This window comes from Tenacibaculum discolor (assembly GCF_003664185.1).
In the GTDB taxonomy this organism is placed as follows: domain Bacteria; phylum Bacteroidota; class Bacteroidia; order Flavobacteriales; family Flavobacteriaceae; genus Polaribacter; species Polaribacter discolor.
In genome coordinates this window covers 354,315-375,674 of record NZ_RCCS01000004.1, presented here as the reverse complement: position 1 = coordinate 375,674, position 21,360 = coordinate 354,315, and the positions used below count along the sequence as shown (strand labels likewise).

20 protein-coding genes and 2 tRNA genes are annotated in these 21,360 nt (G+C 31.7%); 12 read left to right on the top strand and 10 right to left on the bottom strand.

The annotated features are described in order from the left end of the window. The gene (locus tag C8N27_RS02245) at positions 1 to 735 is read left to right on the top strand and encodes a LytR/AlgR family response regulator transcription factor (protein ID WP_121146114.1); all 735 of its coding nucleotides are present in this window, start codon (positions 1 to 3) and stop codon (positions 733 to 735) included. Positions 736 to 741: 6 nt separating this feature from the next. Continuing rightward, the gene (locus C8N27_RS02240; RefSeq protein ID WP_099215913.1) at positions 742 to 1,257 is read left to right on the top strand and encodes a gamma carbonic anhydrase family protein; all 516 of its coding nucleotides are present in this window, start codon (positions 742 to 744) and stop codon (positions 1,255 to 1,257) included. Between the two features lie 80 nt (positions 1,258 to 1,337). Here C8N27_RS02240 and C8N27_RS02235 read toward each other — a convergent pair whose 3' ends face one another. Then, positions 1,338 to 1,802 carry a Spy/CpxP family protein refolding chaperone gene (locus C8N27_RS02235; RefSeq protein ID WP_176550591.1) on the bottom strand — a complete coding sequence of 155 codons (465 nt, stop codon included), beginning with the start codon at positions 1,800 to 1,802 and terminating at the stop codon, positions 1,338 to 1,340. A gap of 102 nt (positions 1,803 to 1,904) precedes the next feature. Between C8N27_RS02235 and C8N27_RS02230 the strand changes: the two genes are divergently transcribed. Continuing rightward, on the top strand, positions 1,905 to 2,882 hold the full coding sequence (locus C8N27_RS02230; protein WP_099215914.1) for an endonuclease/exonuclease/phosphatase family protein: 978 nt from the start codon (positions 1,905 to 1,907) through the stop codon (positions 2,880 to 2,882). Between the two features lie 79 nt (positions 2,883 to 2,961). Here the strand turns inward: C8N27_RS02230 and C8N27_RS02225 are convergent. Next, positions 2,962 to 3,034: transfer RNA gene (locus C8N27_RS02225), tRNA-Phe, on the bottom strand. A 64-nt stretch (positions 3,035 to 3,098) separates the two neighbouring features. Then, a tRNA-Phe gene (locus tag C8N27_RS02220) sits at positions 3,099 to 3,171 on the bottom strand. 109 nt (positions 3,172 to 3,280) lie between these two features. On the opposite strand from C8N27_RS02220, the gene C8N27_RS02215 reads away from it, so the two are divergent. The 7 genes from C8N27_RS02215 (at position 3,281) to C8N27_RS02185 (ending at position 10,893) form a co-directional block, all read left to right on the top strand. Then, complete coding sequence (locus C8N27_RS02215) at positions 3,281 to 4,012, top strand: type III pantothenate kinase (RefSeq protein WP_121146113.1); 732 nt, start codon at positions 3,281 to 3,283, stop codon at positions 4,010 to 4,012. Further along, positions 4,005 to 5,273 carry a BamG family beta-barrel-assembly machinery protein gene (locus C8N27_RS02210; protein ID WP_121146112.1) on the top strand — a complete coding sequence of 423 codons (1,269 nt, stop codon included), beginning with the start codon at positions 4,005 to 4,007 and terminating at the stop codon, positions 5,271 to 5,273. Before C8N27_RS02215 ends, C8N27_RS02210 begins: the two co-directional genes overlap by 8 nt. A 15-nt stretch (positions 5,274 to 5,288) precedes the next feature. Next, a complete protein-coding gene (locus C8N27_RS02205) occupies positions 5,289 to 6,599 on the top strand; it encodes a hypothetical protein (protein ID WP_121146111.1) in 1,311 nt (436 codons plus the stop codon). 9 nt (positions 6,600 to 6,608) lie between these two features. Then, complete coding sequence (gene lptC / locus C8N27_RS02200; RefSeq protein WP_237270920.1) at positions 6,609 to 7,181, top strand: LPS export ABC transporter periplasmic protein LptC; 573 nt, start codon at positions 6,609 to 6,611, stop codon at positions 7,179 to 7,181. Then, complete coding sequence (locus tag C8N27_RS02195; protein ID WP_099215922.1) at positions 7,181 to 7,378, top strand: hypothetical protein; 198 nt, start codon at positions 7,181 to 7,183, stop codon at positions 7,376 to 7,378. The genes lptC and C8N27_RS02195 overlap by 1 nt, the downstream gene beginning before the upstream one ends. Continuing rightward, positions 7,378 to 8,670 carry a hemolysin family protein gene (locus tag C8N27_RS02190; protein ID WP_099215923.1) on the top strand — a complete coding sequence of 431 codons (1,293 nt, stop codon included), beginning with the start codon at positions 7,378 to 7,380 and terminating at the stop codon, positions 8,668 to 8,670. The genes C8N27_RS02195 and C8N27_RS02190 overlap by 1 nt, the downstream gene beginning before the upstream one ends. Before the next feature lie 105 nt (positions 8,671 to 8,775). After that, the gene (locus C8N27_RS02185) at positions 8,776 to 10,893 is read left to right on the top strand and encodes a peptidylprolyl isomerase (RefSeq protein WP_121146110.1); all 2,118 of its coding nucleotides are present in this window, start codon (positions 8,776 to 8,778) and stop codon (positions 10,891 to 10,893) included. 55 nt (positions 10,894 to 10,948) lie between these two features. Here C8N27_RS02185 and C8N27_RS02180 read toward each other — a convergent pair whose 3' ends face one another. Then, complete coding sequence (locus tag C8N27_RS02180) at positions 10,949 to 11,581, bottom strand: hypothetical protein (protein WP_121146109.1); 633 nt, start codon at positions 11,579 to 11,581, stop codon at positions 10,949 to 10,951. Positions 11,582 to 11,675: 94 nt separating this feature from the next. Continuing rightward, complete coding sequence (lpdA, locus tag C8N27_RS02175) at positions 11,676 to 13,076, bottom strand: dihydrolipoyl dehydrogenase (protein ID WP_121146108.1); 1,401 nt, start codon at positions 13,074 to 13,076, stop codon at positions 11,676 to 11,678. A gap of 97 nt (positions 13,077 to 13,173) precedes the next feature. On the opposite strand from lpdA, the gene C8N27_RS02170 reads away from it, so the two are divergent. Further along, positions 13,174 to 13,644, top strand: coding sequence for a heme-binding domain-containing protein (locus C8N27_RS02170; RefSeq protein ID WP_099215927.1), 471 nt, complete (start codon positions 13,174 to 13,176; stop codon positions 13,642 to 13,644). Between the two features lie 4 nt (positions 13,645 to 13,648). Then, a complete protein-coding gene (locus C8N27_RS02165) occupies positions 13,649 to 14,878 on the top strand; it encodes a glycosyltransferase (protein WP_121146107.1) in 1,230 nt (409 codons plus the stop codon). Positions 14,879 to 14,881: 3 nt separating this feature from the next. Here C8N27_RS02165 and C8N27_RS02160 read toward each other — a convergent pair whose 3' ends face one another. From C8N27_RS02160 to C8N27_RS02140, 5 genes are all read right to left on the bottom strand, one after another. Next, positions 14,882 to 15,355 carry a DUF4625 domain-containing protein gene (locus tag C8N27_RS02160; protein ID WP_121146106.1) on the bottom strand — a complete coding sequence of 158 codons (474 nt, stop codon included), beginning with the start codon at positions 15,353 to 15,355 and terminating at the stop codon, positions 14,882 to 14,884. Positions 15,356 to 15,412: 57 nt separating this feature from the next. Beyond that, on the bottom strand, positions 15,413 to 16,237 hold the full coding sequence (locus C8N27_RS02155) for a hypothetical protein (RefSeq protein ID WP_121146105.1): 825 nt from the start codon (positions 16,235 to 16,237) through the stop codon (positions 15,413 to 15,415). A gap of 19 nt (positions 16,238 to 16,256) precedes the next feature. After that, positions 16,257 to 18,617 (bottom strand): TonB-dependent receptor, encoded by a 2,361-nt coding sequence (locus tag C8N27_RS02150; protein ID WP_121146104.1) that lies wholly within the window; start codon positions 18,615 to 18,617, stop codon positions 16,257 to 16,259. Between the two features lie 187 nt (positions 18,618 to 18,804). Continuing rightward, a complete protein-coding gene (locus tag C8N27_RS02145; RefSeq protein WP_141554058.1) occupies positions 18,805 to 19,143 on the bottom strand; it encodes a hypothetical protein in 339 nt (112 codons plus the stop codon). A 134-nt stretch (positions 19,144 to 19,277) separates the two neighbouring features. Continuing rightward, on the bottom strand, positions 19,278 to 21,311 hold the full coding sequence (locus C8N27_RS02140) for a M3 family metallopeptidase (protein WP_121146103.1): 2,034 nt from the start codon (positions 21,309 to 21,311) through the stop codon (positions 19,278 to 19,280). Positions 21,312 to 21,360: the final 49 nt, after the last annotated feature.

The following is a 21,360-nucleotide window of genomic DNA, read 5'->3' as shown; positions in this document are numbered from 1 at the left end:
ATGAAAATAAAAGCAATTATAGTTGAAGACGAGCAAATAAGTAGAGATATTCTACGAAACTATATTACTAAATACTGTCCTAATGTTGAATTGTTAGGAGAAGCAAGCAATATTGGAGAAGCACAAAAATTAATTGAAAAACACGAATTAGACTTGGTGTTTTTAGATGTAGAAATGCCTTTTGGTAATGCTTTTGATTTATTAGAAAAAGTAGAAAATAAAACTTTTGAAGTAGTTTTTGTAACTGCTTACGATCATTACGCCATTGAAGCATTAAACAATCAAGCAACTTATTATTTGTTAAAGCCAATTTCTATAGATGAGTTAATTAAGGCAGTAAGTATTGTAACGGAAATTAAAGAAAAAGAAAATGAGTTAGAAACCGCTGTGTTAACCCCAAAAATGACCCATCAAGTAAATGGAAAAATAACTATTCCGCAACAAGATGGATTTGAAGTAGTAGCTATTGAAGAAATTTTATTTTGTAAAGCCGATGATAACTATACTGAAATATATTTTGAGAACTCTAAAAAGTTAGTGAGTAAAACACTAAAATATTTTGAAGAAGCCTTAAAAGATAACTCTTTTGTGAGGGTGCACAAATCATTTTTAGTGAATATAAACGAAATTTCAAAATATAAAAAAGGAAAAGGAGGAAGCGTAATACTATCAAACGGAAAAGAGATTATGGTTTCAGCATCCAAGAAAGCAAATTTATTATCATATTTTAAATAAAAATTTATGCCAATTATAAAACCAGTAAGAGGAAAACATCCACAAATACCAAAAGATTGTTATGTTGCTGAAAACGCAACTATTGTTGGTGATGTACAAATGGGGAAAGAATGCAGCGTGTGGTTTAATGCAGTAATTCGTGGAGATGTACATTATATAAAAATGGGAGATAAAGTAAATGTACAAGATGGAGCAGTAATACATGCAACCTATCAAAAATCACCAACTACTATCGGAAATAATGTTTCCATTGGTCACAATGCTTTAGTACATGGATGTACTATTCACGACAATGTGTTGGTAGGTATGGGTAGTATTATTATGGATGATTGTATAGTAGAATCTAATTCTATAATAGCAGCAGGAGCAGTTGTAACTAAAAATACGCATATTGAAAGTGGGAGCATTTATGCTGGAGTGCCAGCAAAAAAAGTAAAAGATATTTCTAAAGAACTTATTTCAGGAGAAATTGACAGGATTGCTAATAATTATGTTAAATATTCAGGTTGGTTTAAAGAGTAATTGAAAAGTAAAAAGCCCGGTTCTGTTTCCAAAACCGAGCTTTTTTTTCAATCAAAAACTAATTTATTAAGAGGTTTAGCTTATTTTTCCTCTTGATGTTTTTTATGGTGTTCTCCTTTTTTAAACTTTTTATGAGTACCTTTCTTTTTATGTCTTTTCATTTTTCTTGCAGTCATTTTCTCATAACGTTCATATTGTTGCTCGTTTAAAATACGTTTCATTTCAGTTTTATGAGCAATTTGCTTATCTAACATTTTACTTTTCATAGCATAACGTTCATCAGCTGTAGCCTTTTTACCGCTTTGTTTCATGGCTTTTCTTTTAGCCCACATTTTTTGTTTTTCAGCAACTTGTTTTGCTATTAAAGGCTTAATTTGCTTTTGTTGAGCTTCAGTTAAATCAAGTTGTAGCGTCATTTTTTTTACAGCTAGTTCAGTTTTCTGCTCAGTGCTTAATTCTTCATGTTTAGCCTTATCGCTCTTTTGTGCTTGAGTGGTAACAGTAAAACCTACTGCTAAAATCAAGATTGTTAGTAATTTCTGCATGTTATTAAATTTTAAGGTTCTTTAATTATTTACGCTTCTAAGACCATTCCAGATTAAAAAAGTTTAAATTTGAAATCGTTTTTAACACTTTTTTAATTTTTTATGAAGTCATTTTTTAGAATTGTTTTAAGGTTTTTACTACTAGCTGTAGGATTGTTTGTAATCTTTTTTTTCTGGGCATCGTCCCCAACAATGGATGAAGCAGAATATGCCAAAGTTATTACACACGACTACAATAATACGACTGATAATGATTCAATCTACAGCATAGTAACTTATAATATTGGTTATTTAAGCGGAATGACAAATAACAGAGCAATAGCAAAACCTAAAGAATTATTTGATTCAAACTTAAGAAAGGTGCTTACAGAGGTTAAAAAAGTGAATCCAGATATTATTGCTCTTCAAGAAGTCGATTATAATGCAGCAAGATCTTATAAAGTAAACCAAGAAGAAAAATTAGCAGAATTAGGTTATAATTATGTGGCAAGAGGTATAAATTGGGATGAACATTATGTGCCGTTTCCATATTGGCCACCAAGCATGCATTTTGGTAAAATAGTTTCAGGTCAATCAATTTTGAGTAAACACGAGCTAAAAGATTATAAACGTATAGTTTTAGAGCGAGTAGCTGACAACCCTTTTTATAGAGATGCGTTGTATTTGGATAGATTGGTACAAGTGGTAAAAGTTATTTTAGGAGGAAAAGAAGTAGTTGTTATAAATCTACACTTAGAAGCTTTTGACAAAACAACACGAGTACGTCAATTTGAATATGTATTGAATCTTTTTAATAAGTATAAAAAAGAATATCCAACCATTTTATTAGGAGACTTTAATTCAAAAGCAAGAGATAAAGAGGCTATTGTTAGAAAAATGTTTGCAATGGATGGAGTAGGAAATGCAGCCTTTTTTGTTGAAAACCCTGAAAATACATTTGACACAAAAAATCCAGTAGAACGTATTGATTATGTTTTTTATACGGAAAATTATATAGAATATATAGATGGAACTGTATTAAAAGAGTTCGGACAAGCATCAGATCATTTGCCAGTAGAAATGAAATTTAAGTTAAAATAACTATAGAAACTCACTAGTCTATAGAATCGCATAGCTTTAAAACTAAAAAACCCGAACAAATTTGTTCGGGTTTTTATCGTGGTGCCTCCAGGAATCGAACCAGGGACACAAGGATTTTCAGTCCTTTGCTCTACCAACTGAGCTAAGGCACCAGTCATAGCTTCAAAAGTAACATCTTTAAAATAAAACTCGCAACATGCGCTACGAGTTTTATTGTGGTGCCTCCAGGAATCGAACCAGGGACACAAGGATTTTCAGTCCTTTGCTCTACCAACTGAGCTAAGGCACCAGTTGCTACTTTCGTTAAGCGGATGCAAATATACAATCGTTTTTTAATTATACAAAGTAAAAACTTTAAAAAAATGTGCCGTAAATTTACAAGCTCTAAGAAATGAAATATGTACCTAATTATTGATGTAGGCAATACAAGAGTTAAAGTAGCTGTTTTTGAAATAGATACTGTTAAAGAAATATTTGTTTTTGAAAAGAAAAATATAATTACAGAGTTAGATAAAATTATTTCAAAATTTTCAATTTCAAATAGTATTATATCTTCAGTAGCTAATTTAACAGAAGAAGAAAAACAAAAAATAGCAGAACTTTTGAATCCAGTTTTTTTGGATTCAAACACAAAAGTTCCATTTAAAAATTTATATAAAACGCCAAAAACATTAGGAGTTGATAGAATTGCATTAGCATCAGCAGCAATAAATACATTTCCAAATAAAAATGTATTAGTGTTAGATGCAGGTACATGTATAACCTACGATTTTATTACAAAAGAAGGAGCGTACTTAGGAGGTGCTATTTCACCAGGAATGGCTATGAGATATAAAGCTCTACATACTTTTACTTCTAAATTACCGTTACTAGAAACAAGTGAAATAGAAAACTTTATTGGAGTTGATACAAATAGTTCAATTCATTCAGGAGTAATCAATGGAGTTTCTAATGAAATAGACGGAATTATAGCACAATATCAAAAAAAATACCCAGATTTAACAGTAGTTTTAACAGGAGGGGATACATATTTTTTGTCAAAACAATTAAAAAGTGTCATATTTGCCCATCCAAATTTTGTTTTGGAGGGGTTACATACTATTTTGATACACAATTTAGCGAATGATTAAGAGATTTATATTAGGAGTTTTTGTACTAACTACGTCAGCTATATTAGCACAAAGAAACAGTGCTTCACCATATTCTTATTTTGGTATAGGTGAAAATTTTGAGGCAGTAACAGTAGAACAAGCTTCTATGGGAGGTATTGGTGTTGCAATGAAAGATTATTATCACCTAAATTTTACAAATCCAGCGTCAAACGCTGATTTAAGAGCTGCAACCTACGCTATGGGAGGTAGTTTAACTTTTTTAACTGTTAAAGAGCAAGATGCTTCTCAAACAGGGAATTCAACAAGTTTAAGATACATTTCATTAGGATTTCCTATTGGAAAAAAAGCAGGATTATCTGTCGGTTTACAACCTTTTTCATCTGTCGGGTATTCTTTGTTAGACGATGCTAATGCAGATGATGTTACTTTGTTTACTGGAGAAGGAGGAGCCAACAAGATATATGCAAGTTTTGGTATGTATGCATACAAAGGCTTGTCTGTAGGAGCAGAAGCAAGTTTTATTTTTGGAAACATAGAAAATAGCGTTTTAAATCAGAGAGCCAATGTAGCTTTAGCAACCAAACATGAAGAGTCTTTCAATATTAGAGGAGGGCAGTTTAAGTTAGGATTACAATATAAAACAGAATTAAAAAATAAATTACAACTATCTACAGGAGTCTCATTCACAATGACTACAGATTTATCTGCTAGAGGATCTGAGAAGATGTACTCATTATCATTTAGTAACTCTGGACAAGAAATGCCTAGAAACGAGTTATTTAATAGATCTTTAGACGGAAATATAAATGTGCCTTTAAAAAGTGCTTATGGTTTTGGTCTAGGAAAAGAAAATAAATGGTATGTAGGTGTTAACCAAGAATTCCAAAGTGCTTTAGGAAGTAATAGTGTTTTTATAGCTAATGGATCATCACATAAATACGATGACTCAAGTAAGTTTGCAATAGGAGGGTATTATATTCCAAAAATTAATTCAATATCAAGTTATTGGGATAGAGTAACCTATAGAGCTGGTTTACGTTTTGAAGACACAGGATTATTAGTGAAAACTACTGATAATTTTACTGCAGTAAAAGACTTTGGCATAAATGTTGGATTAGGATTGCCATTACCGAGACAATTATCAAACGTAAATGTTGGATTTGAATACGGGCAAAGAGGAACGACTAACAATAACTTAATAAAAGAAAACTACTTTAATGTAAGATTAAGTTTATCTTTGAATAGTATTAATTGGTTCCAAAAAAAACGAATAGATTAACAAAAACTGAGAACGATGAAAAAAATTACGTATTTACTAACAGGATTATTTTTGTTTGTAGCCGTAAATGGAGCGAAAGCGCAAGCAAGCCAAGAATGTCATATCAAGTATAACCTTTTTAAAGGGGATGCTACAACTAAGAAATATGCCCAAGCAAAACCTAATTTAGAGTACTTGTTAGATAATTGTGCTTCATTATCTATTAATATTTATAAATATGGTGCTAAAGTTGCAGAAAACTTAAAAGATCCTGTTTTAGCTAAGAAAGTATATGAAACAAGGTTAGCTAATTTTCCAGATAAAGATCCAGCTAAAGCACATAGTGATTATGCAGATTTTTTAATTGAAAATAAATTAGCGTCAGATGATGAAGTTTTTGAAATCTTAGAAAAAGGATATAAGGCTGGAGCTAAAGATATGGGAGTAAAAAATATCTTCAGATATTTCCAAATGATAGCAGATAAGTACCAAGATACAAATCCTCAAAAAGTTTTTGATACCTATGATGATGTGATGGAATCTGTAGATGAGAAGTTAGAAGATTACAGTAAGAAGATAGCAAAATTACAAGAGAAGGATTCTGTAGGGACTACTACTTCTAGAGAGAAAAGAAACTTAAGAGCTTATACGATTAACTCAGGATTATTAGGTAAAGTTGAAGGAGGTTTAGATGCAATGATTTCTAAGATAGCAACATGTGAAAGATTAATACCTATTTACTCTAGAGACTTCGAAGAAAACAAAACTGATGGTGTTTGGTTAAAAAGAGCAGTATCAAGAATGTATAATAAAGAGTGTCAAACAGATCCTTTATTTGAGAAGTTAGCAAACGAGTATGCTAAAGTAACACAGTCTGCCGACGCATATAACTTCTTAGCAGGAGTTTTAGCTAAGAACGGTGATAAGAGTGGAGCTGCTGAAATGAGAAAAAAAGCATTCGACTTAGAAACAGATCCGTTTAAAAAGGCTAAGTACAAGTTAAGAGAAGCTCAAAGTGCTGGAGGAAGTAGAGCTAGAGCTTTAGCCTACGAAGCATTAAAGTACAACCCTAATATGGGTAAAGCATACTTATTCATTGCAAGTTTATACCAAAGAAGTGCTAACTCTTGTGGTAGTGATGAGTTCGAAAAAAGAATGGTGTATGTAGCAGCTTTAAATAAGGCTTTAAAAGCTAAAAAAGTTGACCCAGGATGTGGAGCTGGAAGATATATTTCTAGTTACAAAAAGAACGCACCTTCTAAAAAGTTAATTTTCCAAAAAGGAATGTCTTCAGGAGCTAGTTATAGAGTTGGATGTTGGATTGGAGAAACTGTTCGTGTACCTTAATAGAAATTAATGCTTAAAAAAGCAAAACATATATACAATAGCATTGCTACCATTTGTTTGGTGGCAATGTTTTTTTCTTGTACCAATTCAAAGAAAGAGGTACGAGATTTTCTTGCAGATAAAAATTTACCAGTAGGTTCGGCAGTAAATATTTATCATGTTCATAAAGATTCTGGAAGAATAAGTTCAAAAACAAAAGCACCTGTTTTTTATGATTACTCAAATAGAAAAGAACACCCATATAGTGAGTTTCCTAAAGGAATTGAAATTGTAACAATTGATAAGACAGGGAAAGACTCAACAACAATTTCAGGGAATTATGCGTTAACTTACAACAAAACAAAAGTATCTGAAATCAGAGGAAATGTGGTGATTACCAATCATACGAATCAAACAAGACTAGAAACTAATCAATTATTCTGGGATCAAAAAGAACATTACTTTTTTACAGAAGATGGTTTTCGATTTACAACTCCAGAATCTGAAATTAATGGCTTTGGATTTGAGTCGAGTGAAGATTTGAGTAAGTGGATAGCTAAAGATATTACAGGAGATATAGAAACAACACAAAAAGATATATAATGAACGCACTTTGGAAATATTTACAATACGGATACTTAGTTATAGGGGTAATCTTTTTTGTTGAAGGAATCTTAAAGTGGAATTCCGATAGACAAGAAGCGTTTATTATGTTTGGATTTGCTATCTTTATCATATTAATTTTCTTCTTTAAACGACATTTTAGAAGAAAAGTAGAAAAAAGAAACAAAGAACGTTAATGCAACCCGAACTCTTAATTATTCTTACTTCTATTTTATTTTCAGCCTTTTTCTCTGGGATGGAGATAGCTTTTATTTCAGCAAATAAACTTCACATAGAGTTAGAGAAAAAGGGAGATGGATTACTTTCTAAAATCCTAACCAAACTAACTGAAAAATCCTCTAAGTTTATTACTACTATGCTCGTAGGTAATAATGTAGCTTTAGTAATTTATAGTTACTTTATGGGAGAGCTGTTAATGGGATGGTTTCAATCTTTTTTACCTTCAGACTATACAGTTGTTAATTATGTATTGTCTGATATAAGTTTACTAACGCAAACACTTATTTCAACAGTAATTATCTTGGTAACAGCAGAGTTTTTACCAAAGGCTATCTTTAGAATTTATGCAAATGAAATGCTAAAGTTTTTTGCTATACCTGCGTATGTTTTTTACGTTATTTTTTATGGAGTTACATGGGTAATTACTAAAATTTCAGATTTTTTCTTGCATGTCTTTTTTCGAACAAAAGAAGATGAAATTCAAACCGAATTTAGTAAAGAGGAGCTTGGAAACTATATTTCAGAACAATTAGATGCAGGAAATGATGAAGAACAGGTAGATTCTGAAATTCAAATTTTTCAAAACGCATTAGAGTTTCATAAGGTGAAATCTCGTGAAATTATGGTACCAAGAACTGAAATTGTTGCTGTAGATTTACATGAAACAGTAAGCAACCTTAAAAAAATGTTCATTACAACAGGTTTATCAAAAATCTTGGTTTATAAAAATTCGTTAGATGAGATTTTAGGTTATGTAAACGCTTTTGAGCTTTTTAAGAAACCACGTACTATCAAGTCAATTTTGTTACCAGTAGAGTTTGTACCAGAATCGATGATTATTAACGATGTGCTTAACAACTTAATAAAAAAACGCAAAAGCATAGCAGTTGTAGTCGATGAATATGGTGGGACATCAGGTATTATTACTGTTGAAGATATTGTTGAGGAATTATTTGGAGAGATTGAAGATGAGCATGATACACAACAATTATTAGAAGAAAGAATTAGTGAAAATGAGTTTAATTTTTCAGCTCGTTTAGAAGTTGATTACCTAAATGAAGAGTATAACTTGAGTATTCCAAAAGAAGAGGCTTACGAAACAATAGGAGGTTTTATTTTAAACCATACTGAAACAATACCATTACAAGACGAGATTTTACATATAGAAAACTTCCAAATTAAAATCTTAAAAGTAAGCGCAACTAAGATTGATGATATTTATTTTAGAGTTATACGTAAAGAAGATTAACTTTCCTTCATTTACCTAGAACTCCCTCAAAAACAGCGTAAAAAAACATTGCATTATTTAATGTGAAATTGTATTTTCGCACACTGTTAATAAAATAAATTACGTATGGCAATTTTATCGAAAATTAGAGAACGCTCAATGTTCTTAATTCTTGTAATTGGTTTAGCACTTTTTGCTTTTGTATTAGACCCTTCTACAATATCAGACTTTTTTAGCGCAAATAAAGTAAACGAAATAGGTGAAGTTAATGGCGAAGCCATTTCTCGTCAAGAGTTTGCTGAAGCTTTAGATGCTTACAAAGCACAAACAGGAAATAACATGTCTGAGATGCAAGCTGCAAAAGCAGTATGGAATAACTTAATCCGTCAAAAGATATACAAAAAGCAATTAGAAGAAGCAGGAATTACCGTTGGAGATGCTGATATCTTAAATGCCTTATACGAAACTCCAGTAATTCAAAATGATGCTAGATTCCAAACTTCAGGAATTTTCGATAAAAATAAGTTAAAAGAGCACTTGGCTACCATTAAAGAAGAGAATGGACAAGAATGGGGTGCTTGGCAAAAATATATGGCTTCAATAAAAAGCAATATAGAAAAAACAACATACGATAACCTAGTTGCAGCTGGTTTAGGAGCTTCATTAAAAGAAGGAGAATCTAAATACTTTACAGAAAACACAAAAGTATCTGGTAAGTATGTGTATGTACCATATACTACAATAGCTGATAGTTTGGTAACATTAAAGAAAAGTGATGTTCAAAATTATATAAACAAACATCAAGATGCTTTCCAAGTAGAAGCTTCAAGAGATATTAACATTGTAAAGTTTAATATAGAGCCTACTACAGAAGATGAAGAAGCTATTAAAGCTAACGTAGCAAAATTAATTGATGATTCAGTAATAAACAATACTCCTGTAAAAGGATTAAAAAATACTACAAACTATAGTGAGTTTTTAGAAGAAAACGAATCTGATTTAAGATTAGATGATAACTACAAGTTTAAGATTCAAGTACCTCAAGTAATTGCCGAAGAAGTTTTCAATGGTAAAGAAGGAGATGTTTTTGGACCATATAAAGATGCAGGATTCTTTAAATTATCTAAAATTACAGAAGTAAAACAATTACCAGATTCTGCACAAGCAAGTCATATTTTAATTCCTTTTGTTGGTTCTGCAAGTGCTGATGCTACAGTTGTTCAAACTGAAGAAGAAGCTAAGAAGACTGCAGATAGTTTATTAGCTGTTGTTAAAGCTGATAAATCTAAGTTTGCAGATTTAGCTAAAGAAATGTCATCAGATCAAGGTTCTGCAGAAAAAGGTGGATTCTATGATTGGTTTGCTTATAACAGAATGGTACCATCATTTAGAGACTTTGTTTTTGAAGGAAAAGAAGGTGATATGGGAGTTGTAAAATCTCAATTCGGATTTCACGTAATTAAAATAGATGGTCAAAAGAACTTCCAACCAGTAGTAAAGTTAGCTACTTTTGGACGTAAGATAGAAGCTTCAGAAGAAACAGAAAATGCAGTATTCCAAAATGCAGAAACATTAGCTTTAGAGTTAGCAAATGGAAAAGATTTTGAAGAAGCTATAAAAGAAAAAAACTTAACTTCTTTGCCAGCGGTAGGATTAAAGTCTTTAGATGAAAACGTACCAGGTGTAGGTGGTGAAAGACAAATCATTACTTGGGCATTTGAAAAAGAAGTAAACGAAGGAGACTTTAAACGTTTTGATGTAGAAGGTGGATATGTAGTAGCTGTATTAACTGCAAAAACTGAAAAAGGATTAATGCCAGTAGATAAAGCAACTGCAAGTGTACGTCCTATCTTAACAAACGAGCGTAAAGCAAAAATGATTGAAGATAAAATTAGTGGCTCAACATTAGATGAAATCGCTAAATCAGTAAGTCAAACAGTTAGAACTGCTACAGATGTAAACTTACAATCACCAACAATTTCAGGTGTAGGTTTTGAACCAAAAGTAGTAGGAGCAATGATTAACGCAAAAGAGAACGAAGTAGTTAAAAATGTAGTAGGAGATAAAGGGGTGTTTGCTTTTGTTGTTGAAAAGAAAGAATTACCAACAGCATTACCAAACTACGATACGTACAGAAAGCGTATTGCTAACGAAAGACAGAACAAAACGTTCCAAATGTATGAGGCGGTTAAAAAAGCGTCTGAAATTGAAGATAACATGAGTTCTTTCTACGGAATTCAATAAGAAATAAGGTCATACAAATAAGAAGTCCCGAACTATTTAGTTCGGGATTTTTTATTTAATTGTTGTCTATAAATCTTTCTAAGTCCTTAATTATTGGTGGTGGTGGAAGTACTTCTATTCTTCTGTTTACAAATATATTTAACTTAAGAGAGTCAGATGATTCTTGTTGAATTTCATTAAAAGCTTCGGATACTTTTATGATTAAGTTTTCTAATTCATCTATTTCACAGGTCAAAGAAATAATAAGTTTTTCTGGAGAGTCTGAATAGTCATAATCTTTCCCAAAATTTGAAAAGTCTTTTTTAAGAATACTTTTTAAATTTTTGATAGGGTAGTTTTTTTCTTTTCTCAAACTATCTTTTGAAATACTTAAAATATTTTTAAGCTTAATAAATACAGGATAACATTTACCAAAAGTTGTTGATACAAGAACGTTATATCTTTTTTTATTACTATCAATTTTTAAATAAGCTCTTTTTTCGTCATAGTTTAAATTCTCAAGACTATCGACTAATTGGCTAAAGTCATTAAATCCATTCAGTTCTATATATTGATAATTTTTACTTAATGAGAAGTCGGAGGAATTGGGATAATAAAATTCTTTTTCGAAATCTTTTCTGTGAGTTTTACAAGAAACTAGATTAAATAAGAAAAATACAGAAAATAAAAGGTTTATTCTTTTTTGCATTTAAGGTTGTATTTATCGATAACTAAATTAATTTAATCAAAAAAAAGCAACCTCAAACGAGATTGCTTTTTTAAGTATATTTTAAAGCTTTTTATTAAGCATTTAACGGTTGTCCATCCCAAGCTGCTTTAGCTGCTTCTTTTACAGCTTCAGAGTATGTTGGGTGTCCATGGCAAATACGAGCTAAATCTTCCGCAGAAGCTCTGTATTCCATTGCTACGGATGCTTCCATAATTAAGTCAGCTACACGAGCACCTACCATATGAACTCCTAATACTTCATCTGTATTTTTATCAGCCAATACTTTTACAAATCCATCAGTATCTCCACTTGCACGAGAACGTCCTAATGCACGCATTGAGAATTTTCCAGACTTGTAATCAACACCAGCATCTTTTAATTCTTGTTCAGTTTTACCAACAGCCGCTACTTCTGGCCAAGTGTAAACAATACCAGGAATTAAGTTATAGTCGATGTGAGGTTTTTGTCCAGCCAAATATTCAGCTACAACCACACCTTCTTCTTCTGCTTTGTGTGCTAACATAGCTCCACGAACTACATCACCAATAGCATAAATGTTAGAAACGTTAGTTTGTAAATGATCATTTACTTCAACCATTCCTCTTTCAGTAACTTTAACACCCGCTTTTTCTAAAGCTAATCCTTCAGTATACGGACGACGACCTACTGAAACTAAACAGTAATCACCAGTAAAAGTAACCTCTTCACCTTTTTTATTAGTAGCTTTTACCACAACTTCGTCACCATTTCTTTCAACAGAAGTTACACCGTGGCTAGCATTAATTTTCATACCTTGTTTCTTTAAAACCTTAGTAAGTTCTTTAGAAACATCTTTATCCATAGTAGGAGTAATTGTTGGAGCATACTCGATAACAGTTACATCAGCACCTAAACGCTTATAAACTGAACCTAACTCTAAACCAATAACACCACCACCAATAACTAATAAGTGCTTAGGAACTTCAGGAAGTTTTAAAGCTTCAGTAGAAGTTATTACACGCTCTTTATCAATAGTAATAAAAGGTAAAGAAGATGGTTTAGAACCAGTAGCTATTATAATGTTAGTACCTTCAATTACTTCTTCAGTACCATCATTTTTTGTGATTTTTACATGTGTAGCATCTTCAAAAGAACCTAAACCTTCGTAAACCTCAATATTGTTTTTATCCATTAAATATTTGATACCTCCAGTAGTAGTTTCTACTACATTTGCTTTACGAGCTACCATTTTTCCGAAGTCAAAAGAAGGCTTCTCAACAGAGATACCATGCTCTTCGAAATGATTTACTGCATCATAGTAATGGTGCGAAGAATCTAATAAAGCTTTTGAAGGAATACATCCAACATTTAAACAAGTTCCACCTAAAGTTGAGTACTTTTCGATAATAGCAACTTTAGAACCTAATTGAGCGGCTCTGATAGCAGCAATGTACCCTCCTGGACCAGAACCAATAACGATTAAATCGTATTTCATGAGTTGTGTTTTATTTTTTCATAAATAATGAAGCACAAAAATACAATTATTTGTCGATAAAATTAGTTTTCATATCTTTAAAACTTAAATTCGTTGTATGAAAATTTTCAAAAAAATTATAGGATTCTTATTAATACTATTGGTAATAGCGCAGTTTTTTCAACCAGAAAAAAATCAAGGAGAAATAACTACAGTTGAAGCTTTTATAAAAGAAACCAAACCAAATGATCAGGTACACAAAATATTAAAAACAGCATGTTTTGATTGTCATAGTAATTCAACTCGTTATCCTTGGTATAGTAGTATTACGCCAGTTAACTATTGGTTGGCTGACCACGTAAACCATGGAAAAGAAGAATTGAATTTTTCTGAATGGGCTACTTATTCCTTAAAAAGAAAAGAACATAAAATGGAAGAAGTTTGGGAGGAAGTAGAAAAAGGAAAAATGCCATTAGATTCTTATACTTGGACACATGCCGATGCTCGTTTAACTAAAGAAGAAGTTGAGCAAGTAATTAACTGGGCTAAAAGTGTACAAGGTGATTACAAAATGCAGCTAGCTAACTAAATTAATGCAACAACTTTTAATAATTGGATATGTTTGGATAGAAAAAACTACAGGAGCTGGTAACCGAATGTTACAGTTACTTAATGTTTTTAAAAACCAAAACTATACCATTACTTTTGCAACACCCGCCCAAAAAACAGAAAACTCTTTAAACTTAGCAGAGTTAGGAGTTGAGGAAAAATCGATTGAATTGAATTCAAGTTCTTTTGATGATTTTATTAAAGAACAGCAACCTGATGTTGTGTTGTTCGATCGTTTTATGATGGAAGAACAATTTGGTTGGCGTGTAGCTGAACATTGCCCGGAAGCTTTACGAGTTTTAGATACAGAAGATTTACATTTTTTACGTAAAACACGCCATCAACAATTAAAAAAAGGAAAACAATTTTCTATAGAAGCATTGTTGAATTCGGATGAAGCAAAACGAGAAATCGCTGCTATTTTACGTTGTGATATGAGTTTGATTATTTCAACTTACGAAATGCAGTTATTGAAAGACGTTTTTAAAGTTGATGAATCTTTACTATATCATTTACCTTTTTTATTGAGTTCAATTGATGAAAAAGTAGTGAAAAAATGGAAGTCGTTTGAAGAACGAAAACATTTTGTGTTTATAGGTAACTTTTTTCATGCTCCAAATGTCGATGCTGTTTTACAATTAAAAACAATTTGGAAAACGATAAGAAAGCAATTACCAGAGGCAGAGTTACATATTTACGGAGCCTATGCAACGCAGCAAATTCAGCAATTGCATAAACCAAAAGAAGGATTTATTATAAAAGGTTTTGCAGAAAATGCACTCGAAGTAGTTAAAAATGCTAGAGTAGTGCTAGCTCCAATTCGTTTTGGCGCCGGAATTAAAGGGAAATTAACCGAAGCAATGGAATGTGGTACTCCAAGTGTTACTACTTCAATAGGTGCAGAAGGTATGCATGGAAATTTACCTTGGAACGGATTTATAGAAGATGATTTTGAGAAGTTTGCTAACAAAGCTATAGAGCTGTATACTTATGATATTCTTTGGAAAAAGTCTCAACAAAAAGGAATTGCAATTATCAATTCGATATATGATAAAGAAAAATTAGCTTTTTCTTTTGTAAACAAAATAAAAGAAATCCAAGAAAACCTTGAAACACATCGTACACAAAATTTTCTTGGAAGTTTGTTACAACATCAAACCTTACAGGCTACAAAATTTATGAGCAAGTGGATTGAGGAAAAGAATAAGAAGTAGAGCTTATTCAATTTTAATATCTACTGAGGTTCTACTTTGCCATCCAGTAACATCGATTACAGAAATTTGACAATGGTAATCGCCAGAATCAATATCAGCAGGAATTGTAATGTTTTGTACTACTTCATATTCATTACGATTGTTATCAATAGTATAGTTTTCCATAAAAATTAAAGGTGAAACAGGATCTTTTATAGGAGATAACTCACAATTAGAGTCTTGATCATCGTGTGTATGATGATCAAAATTATGATGAATGTCTATAGCGTAAGTAGCCAATGCAATGTTGTCAGAGACTTTTACTCGTATGGTATATTCTTTCCCTTTTTCTAAAACAGTACACGACTTGGGAAAACCTTCGTTGTAGTTTAAAGTAATAGTTGGCTTTTCTGTATCTGGTTCTTCAGACTCACTACTACAGCTTATGTTTAATAAGATTAATAGAAGAAAAGCACTTGTTGTTTTTAATAATTTCATAATAGTTTGTTATTGTAAAAGACTACTTGAAAAACCAAGTAGCCTTTTGAGTTATAATTACTTTATTTCGATTGGAATAGACAACTTTACAGTTTCGCTTTCACCACTCTCTTTTGCATAGATGTTTAACCAGTAACTTCCTACAGGAGCTCCAGGAATTAAATCGTAATGATAATGTATGTGCGGGTTTTTAACTCCTTCATACAATTCTTTAGGTAAAATAGAAATTACTTTATCCCACTTACCAACTTCAACATTTTGTCCTTCTCTCCATTCTTTGAACCAAAATTCGTATTTAATTTCAGTAACAGTATTATTACCAGAAACATATTCAAATTCGGTATGTAGCTCATCTTTTCCAAAAGCGATTGAGTTATTATCACCAATTTCTAAGTCTTTAAACTTTTGAATAATGTGTAACTTTTTAGTAATGGCACTTTTAGTTCCGTCTTCATGTTCAACTGTAATTTTAAACTTATAAACTCCTTCAGCAGGGGTAAAAGAAGGAGTGTATTTGTTCTCTTCATCAAAATACACATGGTAATGTATGTGAGGGTTTAATTGACCTTCATAGCTATCAACAGGAACTAAATGATTCTTTAATTCCCAAATTAACTCACCTGTCTTTACTTTTGGAACATCAAAAGCTTCAACATCAAAATAAATTTTAGAAACCTTACTAGTTCCTTCATAGTCAAATTCAATATGAACATCTACGTTTGATTGTGGTAAAACAAAATCAGAATTACCTAATTCCATACTTTTAAAGCGTTCTGTATTGATGTTTTCATCAAAAGTTTCTGGTATGTTATCTTCATCACTACAAGAAATAATTAAAAGGCTTACAAAAAATAAGATTGCTGATTTAAATGTGTTTTTCATGATTAAAAAAATTAAATGATTAAAATGTTTGTATAATTGTTATTGAAAAGTTTCTTCCAGGCTCAGGAACTTCTATAAGTCTATAGAAACTAGTGTGGTCGAATACTTTGTTGTTTAAAATGTTATTTAACCTCCCTTGAATTTTAAGAGGTTGTTTTTTTGAGAAAAGATCTACACTCGTATGCAAACCAATATTTATTAAAGAATACCCTTCTGTCGTTTTTTCAGGGGGTACAATATTGTTTTGATCCGAAACCAATCGTACACTTGAGAATAGTTTAGTGTCGCCAAAAGTTAACCAAGGATTCAATGTATACTCAAGCGAAACAACTCCTGTTAACGGAGGAGAAAAGGGAAGAGTGAAGTTTTTCTTTTTTCCACTTAACTGCCTTGCTTTTACATACTCTAAAGAACCCGTAATCGATAATTTATCAATAGGTTTATATTGTACCATAATTTCACCGCCATATCTAAAAACACGACTTTGACTGTATTGATACTTCTGAAGTGTTTCGTAATACTCTGAAGTTGGGCTTAAATAAATATAATTATCAAAATAATTAACAAAAGGAGTAACCTGAATAGAAGCTTTACTAAAGTTTGCTTTAAACTCTCCGTCTATTTGATAAGAACTTTCAGGCTCTAAATCAAGATTCCCTTCTTCATATCGGTACATGTGATAATTTACTCCGTCCGAAGCCAATTCGTTTGCTAGTGGAATTCTAAAACTCTTACCTATATTTATTTTATACGATGTGTTTTTAAGTCCATAACTTAATCCAGCTGAAGCACTAAAACTTCCAAAAGTTAAATTCTTTCTTTCTGAACGCTGTAGTTGTTGCTGAGTAGTATTTCCGTTTTCGTCAGTAACTGGAGATAAAAACCATTCGTAATAGGGTTGTGTTTTTATTACACCATAATCGTAGCGTATACCACCATCTAAATATAAATTGTTGTTGAGTTTTATTTGATCGTATACAAAAGCCCCAACTGTAAAACGAGTATATTCAGGAATAAGAAATCCCCAGCCATCAATAGCATTATCTTGGTACTCTAAGTTTATACCCGTGGTAACTTTATGTTTTTCAAAATAGTGTAATTGATTTTTTAAATTAAGACTGTAGGTGTCCTTCTTAAACAAGCGTTCCATTGTAGATGACGGCTTGGGCATATAACCATGCGGAACAGGTTCTGAGTGTTCTTCGCGATGATTTTTTTGAAGCCCAAGCTCAACATCTAACGTGTAATTGGGGAACAAAAAACTGGTATTATTTGTTATTTTAAAATGATTGACTTTATGATGTGGTAAATCAATATCTCTATTGTCAGCATCGTAATCTATTTTAGAAGTTCTCACTTCAAGACCATGTGCATTAGCGAAAAAACCATTTTTAGAATTTACATTACTAAAAGAAGTTATAGAGCTAATATTATCTGATACATAACCTATAGAAACTCCAACATTATGATTGTACCCTGCTGTGTTACGTAAGTAGTTTTTATGCAAGTCAAAAATGTAATTATCGTATGTGATTTTTTTGGTAGGAACTTTATAGTCGCCATAATCTTCATGAGTTATTCTAGCTTTGTAATACCAATGATTATAACGTTGTTTAACTCCCAAAGAAACTCCATAAAAATCGTTGTTACTTCTGTTGGTGAGGTTTAGTTCACCTGAAAAAGAATTAACATCAGGTAGTAAGTTATTTTTCAAGCTAATTACCCCAGATATTGCATCAGAACCATAGAGCAATGAAGCAGCTCCTTTAGTAACCTCAATATTATCAATATTATATTGGTCTATTTCCAAACCATGATCGGCTCCCCATTGTTGTGCTTCGTGTTTTATACCATTTTCAACAACAACAACTCTATTAAAACCTAAACCTCTAATAGTAGGTTTGGATTGACCAGAACCAATAGTAATTGTGCTAACCCCTGGAATATCTTTAAGAGTTTGCATTAAACTATTGTCTCTGTTTTTCTCTAAAAAACTAACATCAATCCTTTGTGTGTTACTGGAGAACTTTGTTAGTGTTTTTTTAGGGTTTTGTGCAATAACCACCTCATTTAACACTGAATTGTCTTGTGTTAAAGGGATAATTATTACTGAGTTAGTAGGAGATATGTTTTCTTGATAACTAACATATCCAACATGAGTAACAGTTAAGAGATACTCTTTGTTCAAAAGTTTGTAAAAACTACTATTTCCTTTAGTGTTTGTGTAGGCGTGCTTTGAACCAATACTCACGTGAGCATTGGGTAACTCACTTTGTGTTGCTCCATCAATTACCTTAATAGTAACAGAACTGGTATTCTGACTAAAAAGAATTGCATGAAACAATACACAAAATAAAGCACCTAAGCTTTGTTTTGTCATTGTAAACAGAATTTAAAAACGAATTGTGTTAGCCGAAATAGAAAAAATCGACTATTGATTAAATAAATTTAGAACACACGACTATAAATAGGAGTAAGTATATGTAATTACAGTGCAAAACCTAGTTTTAGGGTTACATAAATACACACTCTTATAAAAAGAGTACAAATGTTCTAAAAATAATATGTTACAAGTTTGTAGGAGGTCCTCTAAGCTTTCTATTCAGAGAGTGGTAAGAAGGTAAGATAATTGATTTGTAATTATCTATTATTGCCTTACTAGGAAGAATAGCTAAAGCTTGTGAGAAATTTTGTGTAGGTACATCAAATGAAGCAAAAGAAAAATAACAAATATCACAATGGTCGTTTACCGATTCGTGTAAGTGAGTAGATTTTTCTTTACAGTTATGATGGTGTGCTTCATTTTCATGATGATGGGTAGCTTTTATAAGAATAGGAAGCATAAGAAGAACCACCAAAGACAAAGAGGCGATTTTACTAAATATGCTATTTTTATTCAAGCTCATTTTTTATAACTGTAGGGAAACAAAAGTAAGGGCTGAGCAAACTTTTTATATGTGAAATTGTGTTAATTTTTTCTAAAAAAAATAGTCCCTTTCTTATAAAAAAGGACTATTTTAAATATTGAAATGTAATTGTATTAATTCTTGTCAATCAATCCAGCGCGTCTTAATAAAGCATCTGGTTTTGGCTCTCTTCCTCTAAAACGTTTGTATAATTCCATAGGCTCTTCTGTTCCTCCTTTAGATAATACGTTGTTTTTAAATTTATCTGCAACCTCTTTATTAAAAATACCTTCCTCTTTAAAATATTCAAAAGCATCAGCATCTAACACTTCTGCCCATTTGTAAGAGTAATATCCAGCTGAGTATCCGCCTTGAAAAATATGAGAAAAAGAAGTACTCATACAGTTTTCTGCTACATCAGGATATAATTTAGTTTCTGCGAAAGCATTCGTTTCAAATTCTTTAACATTAGTAATTGTTTCAGGAGAATCTCCAGAGTGCCAAGACATATCTAATAATCCGAAGCTTAATTGACGCAGGGTTTGCATTCCTTCATGGAAACTTGCTGATTCTTTAATTTTCTCAACATATTCCATAGGAATAACCTCACCTGTCTCATAATGTTTTGCAAATAACTCCAACGCTTCTTTTTCGTAACACCAGTTTTCTAAAACTTGGCTAGGTAACTCTACAAAATCCCAAGAAACAGAAGTTCCTGATAAGCTTTTATATGTCGTATTTGCAAGCATTCCGTGTAAGGCGTGACCAAACTCGTGGAATAAGGTAGTAACCTCGTTAAAAGTTAATAAAGAAGGTTTAGTTTGCGTAGGTTTGGTAAAGTTACAAACGATAGATACTTGAGGTCTTTCGTTAGTATCGTTACTCATGTATTGTGATTTATAAGAAGTCATCCACGCACCATTACGTTTTCCAGGTCTTGGATGAAAATCTGCATAGAAATACGAAACAAAATTACCATCAGTATCTGTTACAGCATAGGTTTTAACATCTTCATGATACTTATCAATACTGTCAATTTCTTCAAACTGTAAATTATACAATTTGTTGGCCACAGTAAACACACCATCAATTACATTTTCTAATTTAAAGTAAGGTTTCAGTAACTCTTGATCTAAGTTAAATAATTCTTTTTTTAGTTTTTCAGAATAGTAAGCACCGTCCCATTTTTGCAGTTGGTCAATTCCATCCAATTTTTTAGCATACGCTTCTAAATTTTTAAACTCACGTTGTGCAGCAGGTTTAGCTTTTTCTAATAACTCATTTAAAAACTCCATAACTTTTTCAGGAGTTTCAGCCATACGCTCTTCTAATACAAAATGAGCGTGGGTTTTATAACCTAATAGATTGGCACGTTTATGACGTAGGGTTACAATGTCTTTTACAACTTGTTCATTGTTATATTCATTTTGTTGGAATCCTTTTTTACCAAAAGCTATTGCTAACTTTTTTCTCATTTCTCTATTATCAGCATAGGTCATAAAAGGAATATAGCTTGGATAATCTAAGGTAATCATCCAACCCTCTTTACCTTTCGAATTAGCAAGTTCTTTAGCAGCTTCTTTAGCGCTTTCTGGTAAACCAGCTAAATCATCTTCATTGGTAATTAATAATTCAAAAGCATTGGTTTCAGCCAATACATGCTCTCCAAACTGTAACGATAATTTTGCTAACTCAGCATCAATTTTGCGAAGCTCAGCTTTATCATCTTCATTTAAATTCGCTCCATTACGCGCAAAGCTTTTGTATTGCTTATCCAGCAACATTTCTTGTTCAGGAGTAAGGTTTAAATCAGATAATTGATCGTATACGTTTTTTACACGTTTAAACAATTCTTCATTTAAAATCATGTCGTTTCTAAACTCACTTAACCAAGGCGAAATATCTTTCGCTATTTTTTGAATTTCTTCATTTGTTTCAGCAGAGTTTAAGTTGAAAAAGATAGAAGTAGCTCTATCCAACGTATTACCTGTATTATCTAAAGCAACCGTAGTGTTTTCAAAAGTTGGAGCTTCAGGATTCTCTACAATGGCGTTAATTTCATCTTTTGCTATTTGTATAGCTTCCTTTATAGCGGGTTTATAATCTTCTTCTTTAATTTGAGAAAAAGGGGGAGTATTAAAATCTTGTAAAAGTGGATTTTTAGTCATGAAAATTTAGTTTAAAAAATTGAAGAAACCTCACAAATAAAAAATCTGT

What these genes read in the sequence shown, in the direction of transcription:
- C8N27_RS02245 (WP_121146114.1), top strand. Translation starts at nt 1, where the DNA reads ATGAAAATAAAAGCAATTATAGTTGAAGACGAGCAAATAAGTAGAGAT.
- C8N27_RS02240 (WP_099215913.1), top strand. Translation starts at nt 742, where the DNA reads ATGCCAATTATAAAACCAGTAAGAGGAAAACATCCACAAATACCAAAA.
- C8N27_RS02235 (WP_176550591.1), bottom strand. Translation starts at nt 1,802, where the DNA reads ATGCAGAAATTACTAACAATCTTGATTTTAGCAGTAGGTTTTACTGTT.
- C8N27_RS02230 (WP_099215914.1), top strand. Translation starts at nt 1,905, where the DNA reads ATGAAGTCATTTTTTAGAATTGTTTTAAGGTTTTTACTACTAGCTGTA.
- C8N27_RS02215 (WP_121146113.1), top strand. Translation starts at nt 3,281, where the DNA reads ATGTACCTAATTATTGATGTAGGCAATACAAGAGTTAAAGTAGCTGTT.
- C8N27_RS02210 (WP_121146112.1), top strand. Translation starts at nt 4,005, where the DNA reads ATGATTAAGAGATTTATATTAGGAGTTTTTGTACTAACTACGTCAGCT.
- C8N27_RS02205 (WP_121146111.1), top strand. Translation starts at nt 5,289, where the DNA reads ATGAAAAAAATTACGTATTTACTAACAGGATTATTTTTGTTTGTAGCC.
- lptC (WP_237270920.1), top strand. Translation starts at nt 6,609, where the DNA reads ATGCTTAAAAAAGCAAAACATATATACAATAGCATTGCTACCATTTGT.
- C8N27_RS02195 (WP_099215922.1), top strand. Translation starts at nt 7,181, where the DNA reads ATGAACGCACTTTGGAAATATTTACAATACGGATACTTAGTTATAGGG.
- C8N27_RS02190 (WP_099215923.1), top strand. Translation starts at nt 7,378, where the DNA reads ATGCAACCCGAACTCTTAATTATTCTTACTTCTATTTTATTTTCAGCC.
- C8N27_RS02185 (WP_121146110.1), top strand. Translation starts at nt 8,776, where the DNA reads ATGGCAATTTTATCGAAAATTAGAGAACGCTCAATGTTCTTAATTCTT.
- C8N27_RS02180 (WP_121146109.1), bottom strand. Translation starts at nt 11,581, where the DNA reads ATGCAAAAAAGAATAAACCTTTTATTTTCTGTATTTTTCTTATTTAAT.
- lpdA (WP_121146108.1), bottom strand. Translation starts at nt 13,076, where the DNA reads ATGAAATACGATTTAATCGTTATTGGTTCTGGTCCAGGAGGGTACATT.
- C8N27_RS02170 (WP_099215927.1), top strand. Translation starts at nt 13,174, where the DNA reads ATGAAAATTTTCAAAAAAATTATAGGATTCTTATTAATACTATTGGTA.
- C8N27_RS02165 (WP_121146107.1), top strand. Translation starts at nt 13,649, where the DNA reads ATGCAACAACTTTTAATAATTGGATATGTTTGGATAGAAAAAACTACA.
- C8N27_RS02160 (WP_121146106.1), bottom strand. Translation starts at nt 15,355, where the DNA reads ATGAAATTATTAAAAACAACAAGTGCTTTTCTTCTATTAATCTTATTA.
- C8N27_RS02155 (WP_121146105.1), bottom strand. Translation starts at nt 16,237, where the DNA reads ATGAAAAACACATTTAAATCAGCAATCTTATTTTTTGTAAGCCTTTTA.
- C8N27_RS02150 (WP_121146104.1), bottom strand. Translation starts at nt 18,617, where the DNA reads ATGACAAAACAAAGCTTAGGTGCTTTATTTTGTGTATTGTTTCATGCA.
- C8N27_RS02145 (WP_141554058.1), bottom strand. Translation starts at nt 19,143, where the DNA reads ATGAGCTTGAATAAAAATAGCATATTTAGTAAAATCGCCTCTTTGTCT.
- C8N27_RS02140 (WP_121146103.1), bottom strand. Translation starts at nt 21,311, where the DNA reads ATGACTAAAAATCCACTTTTACAAGATTTTAATACTCCCCCTTTTTCT.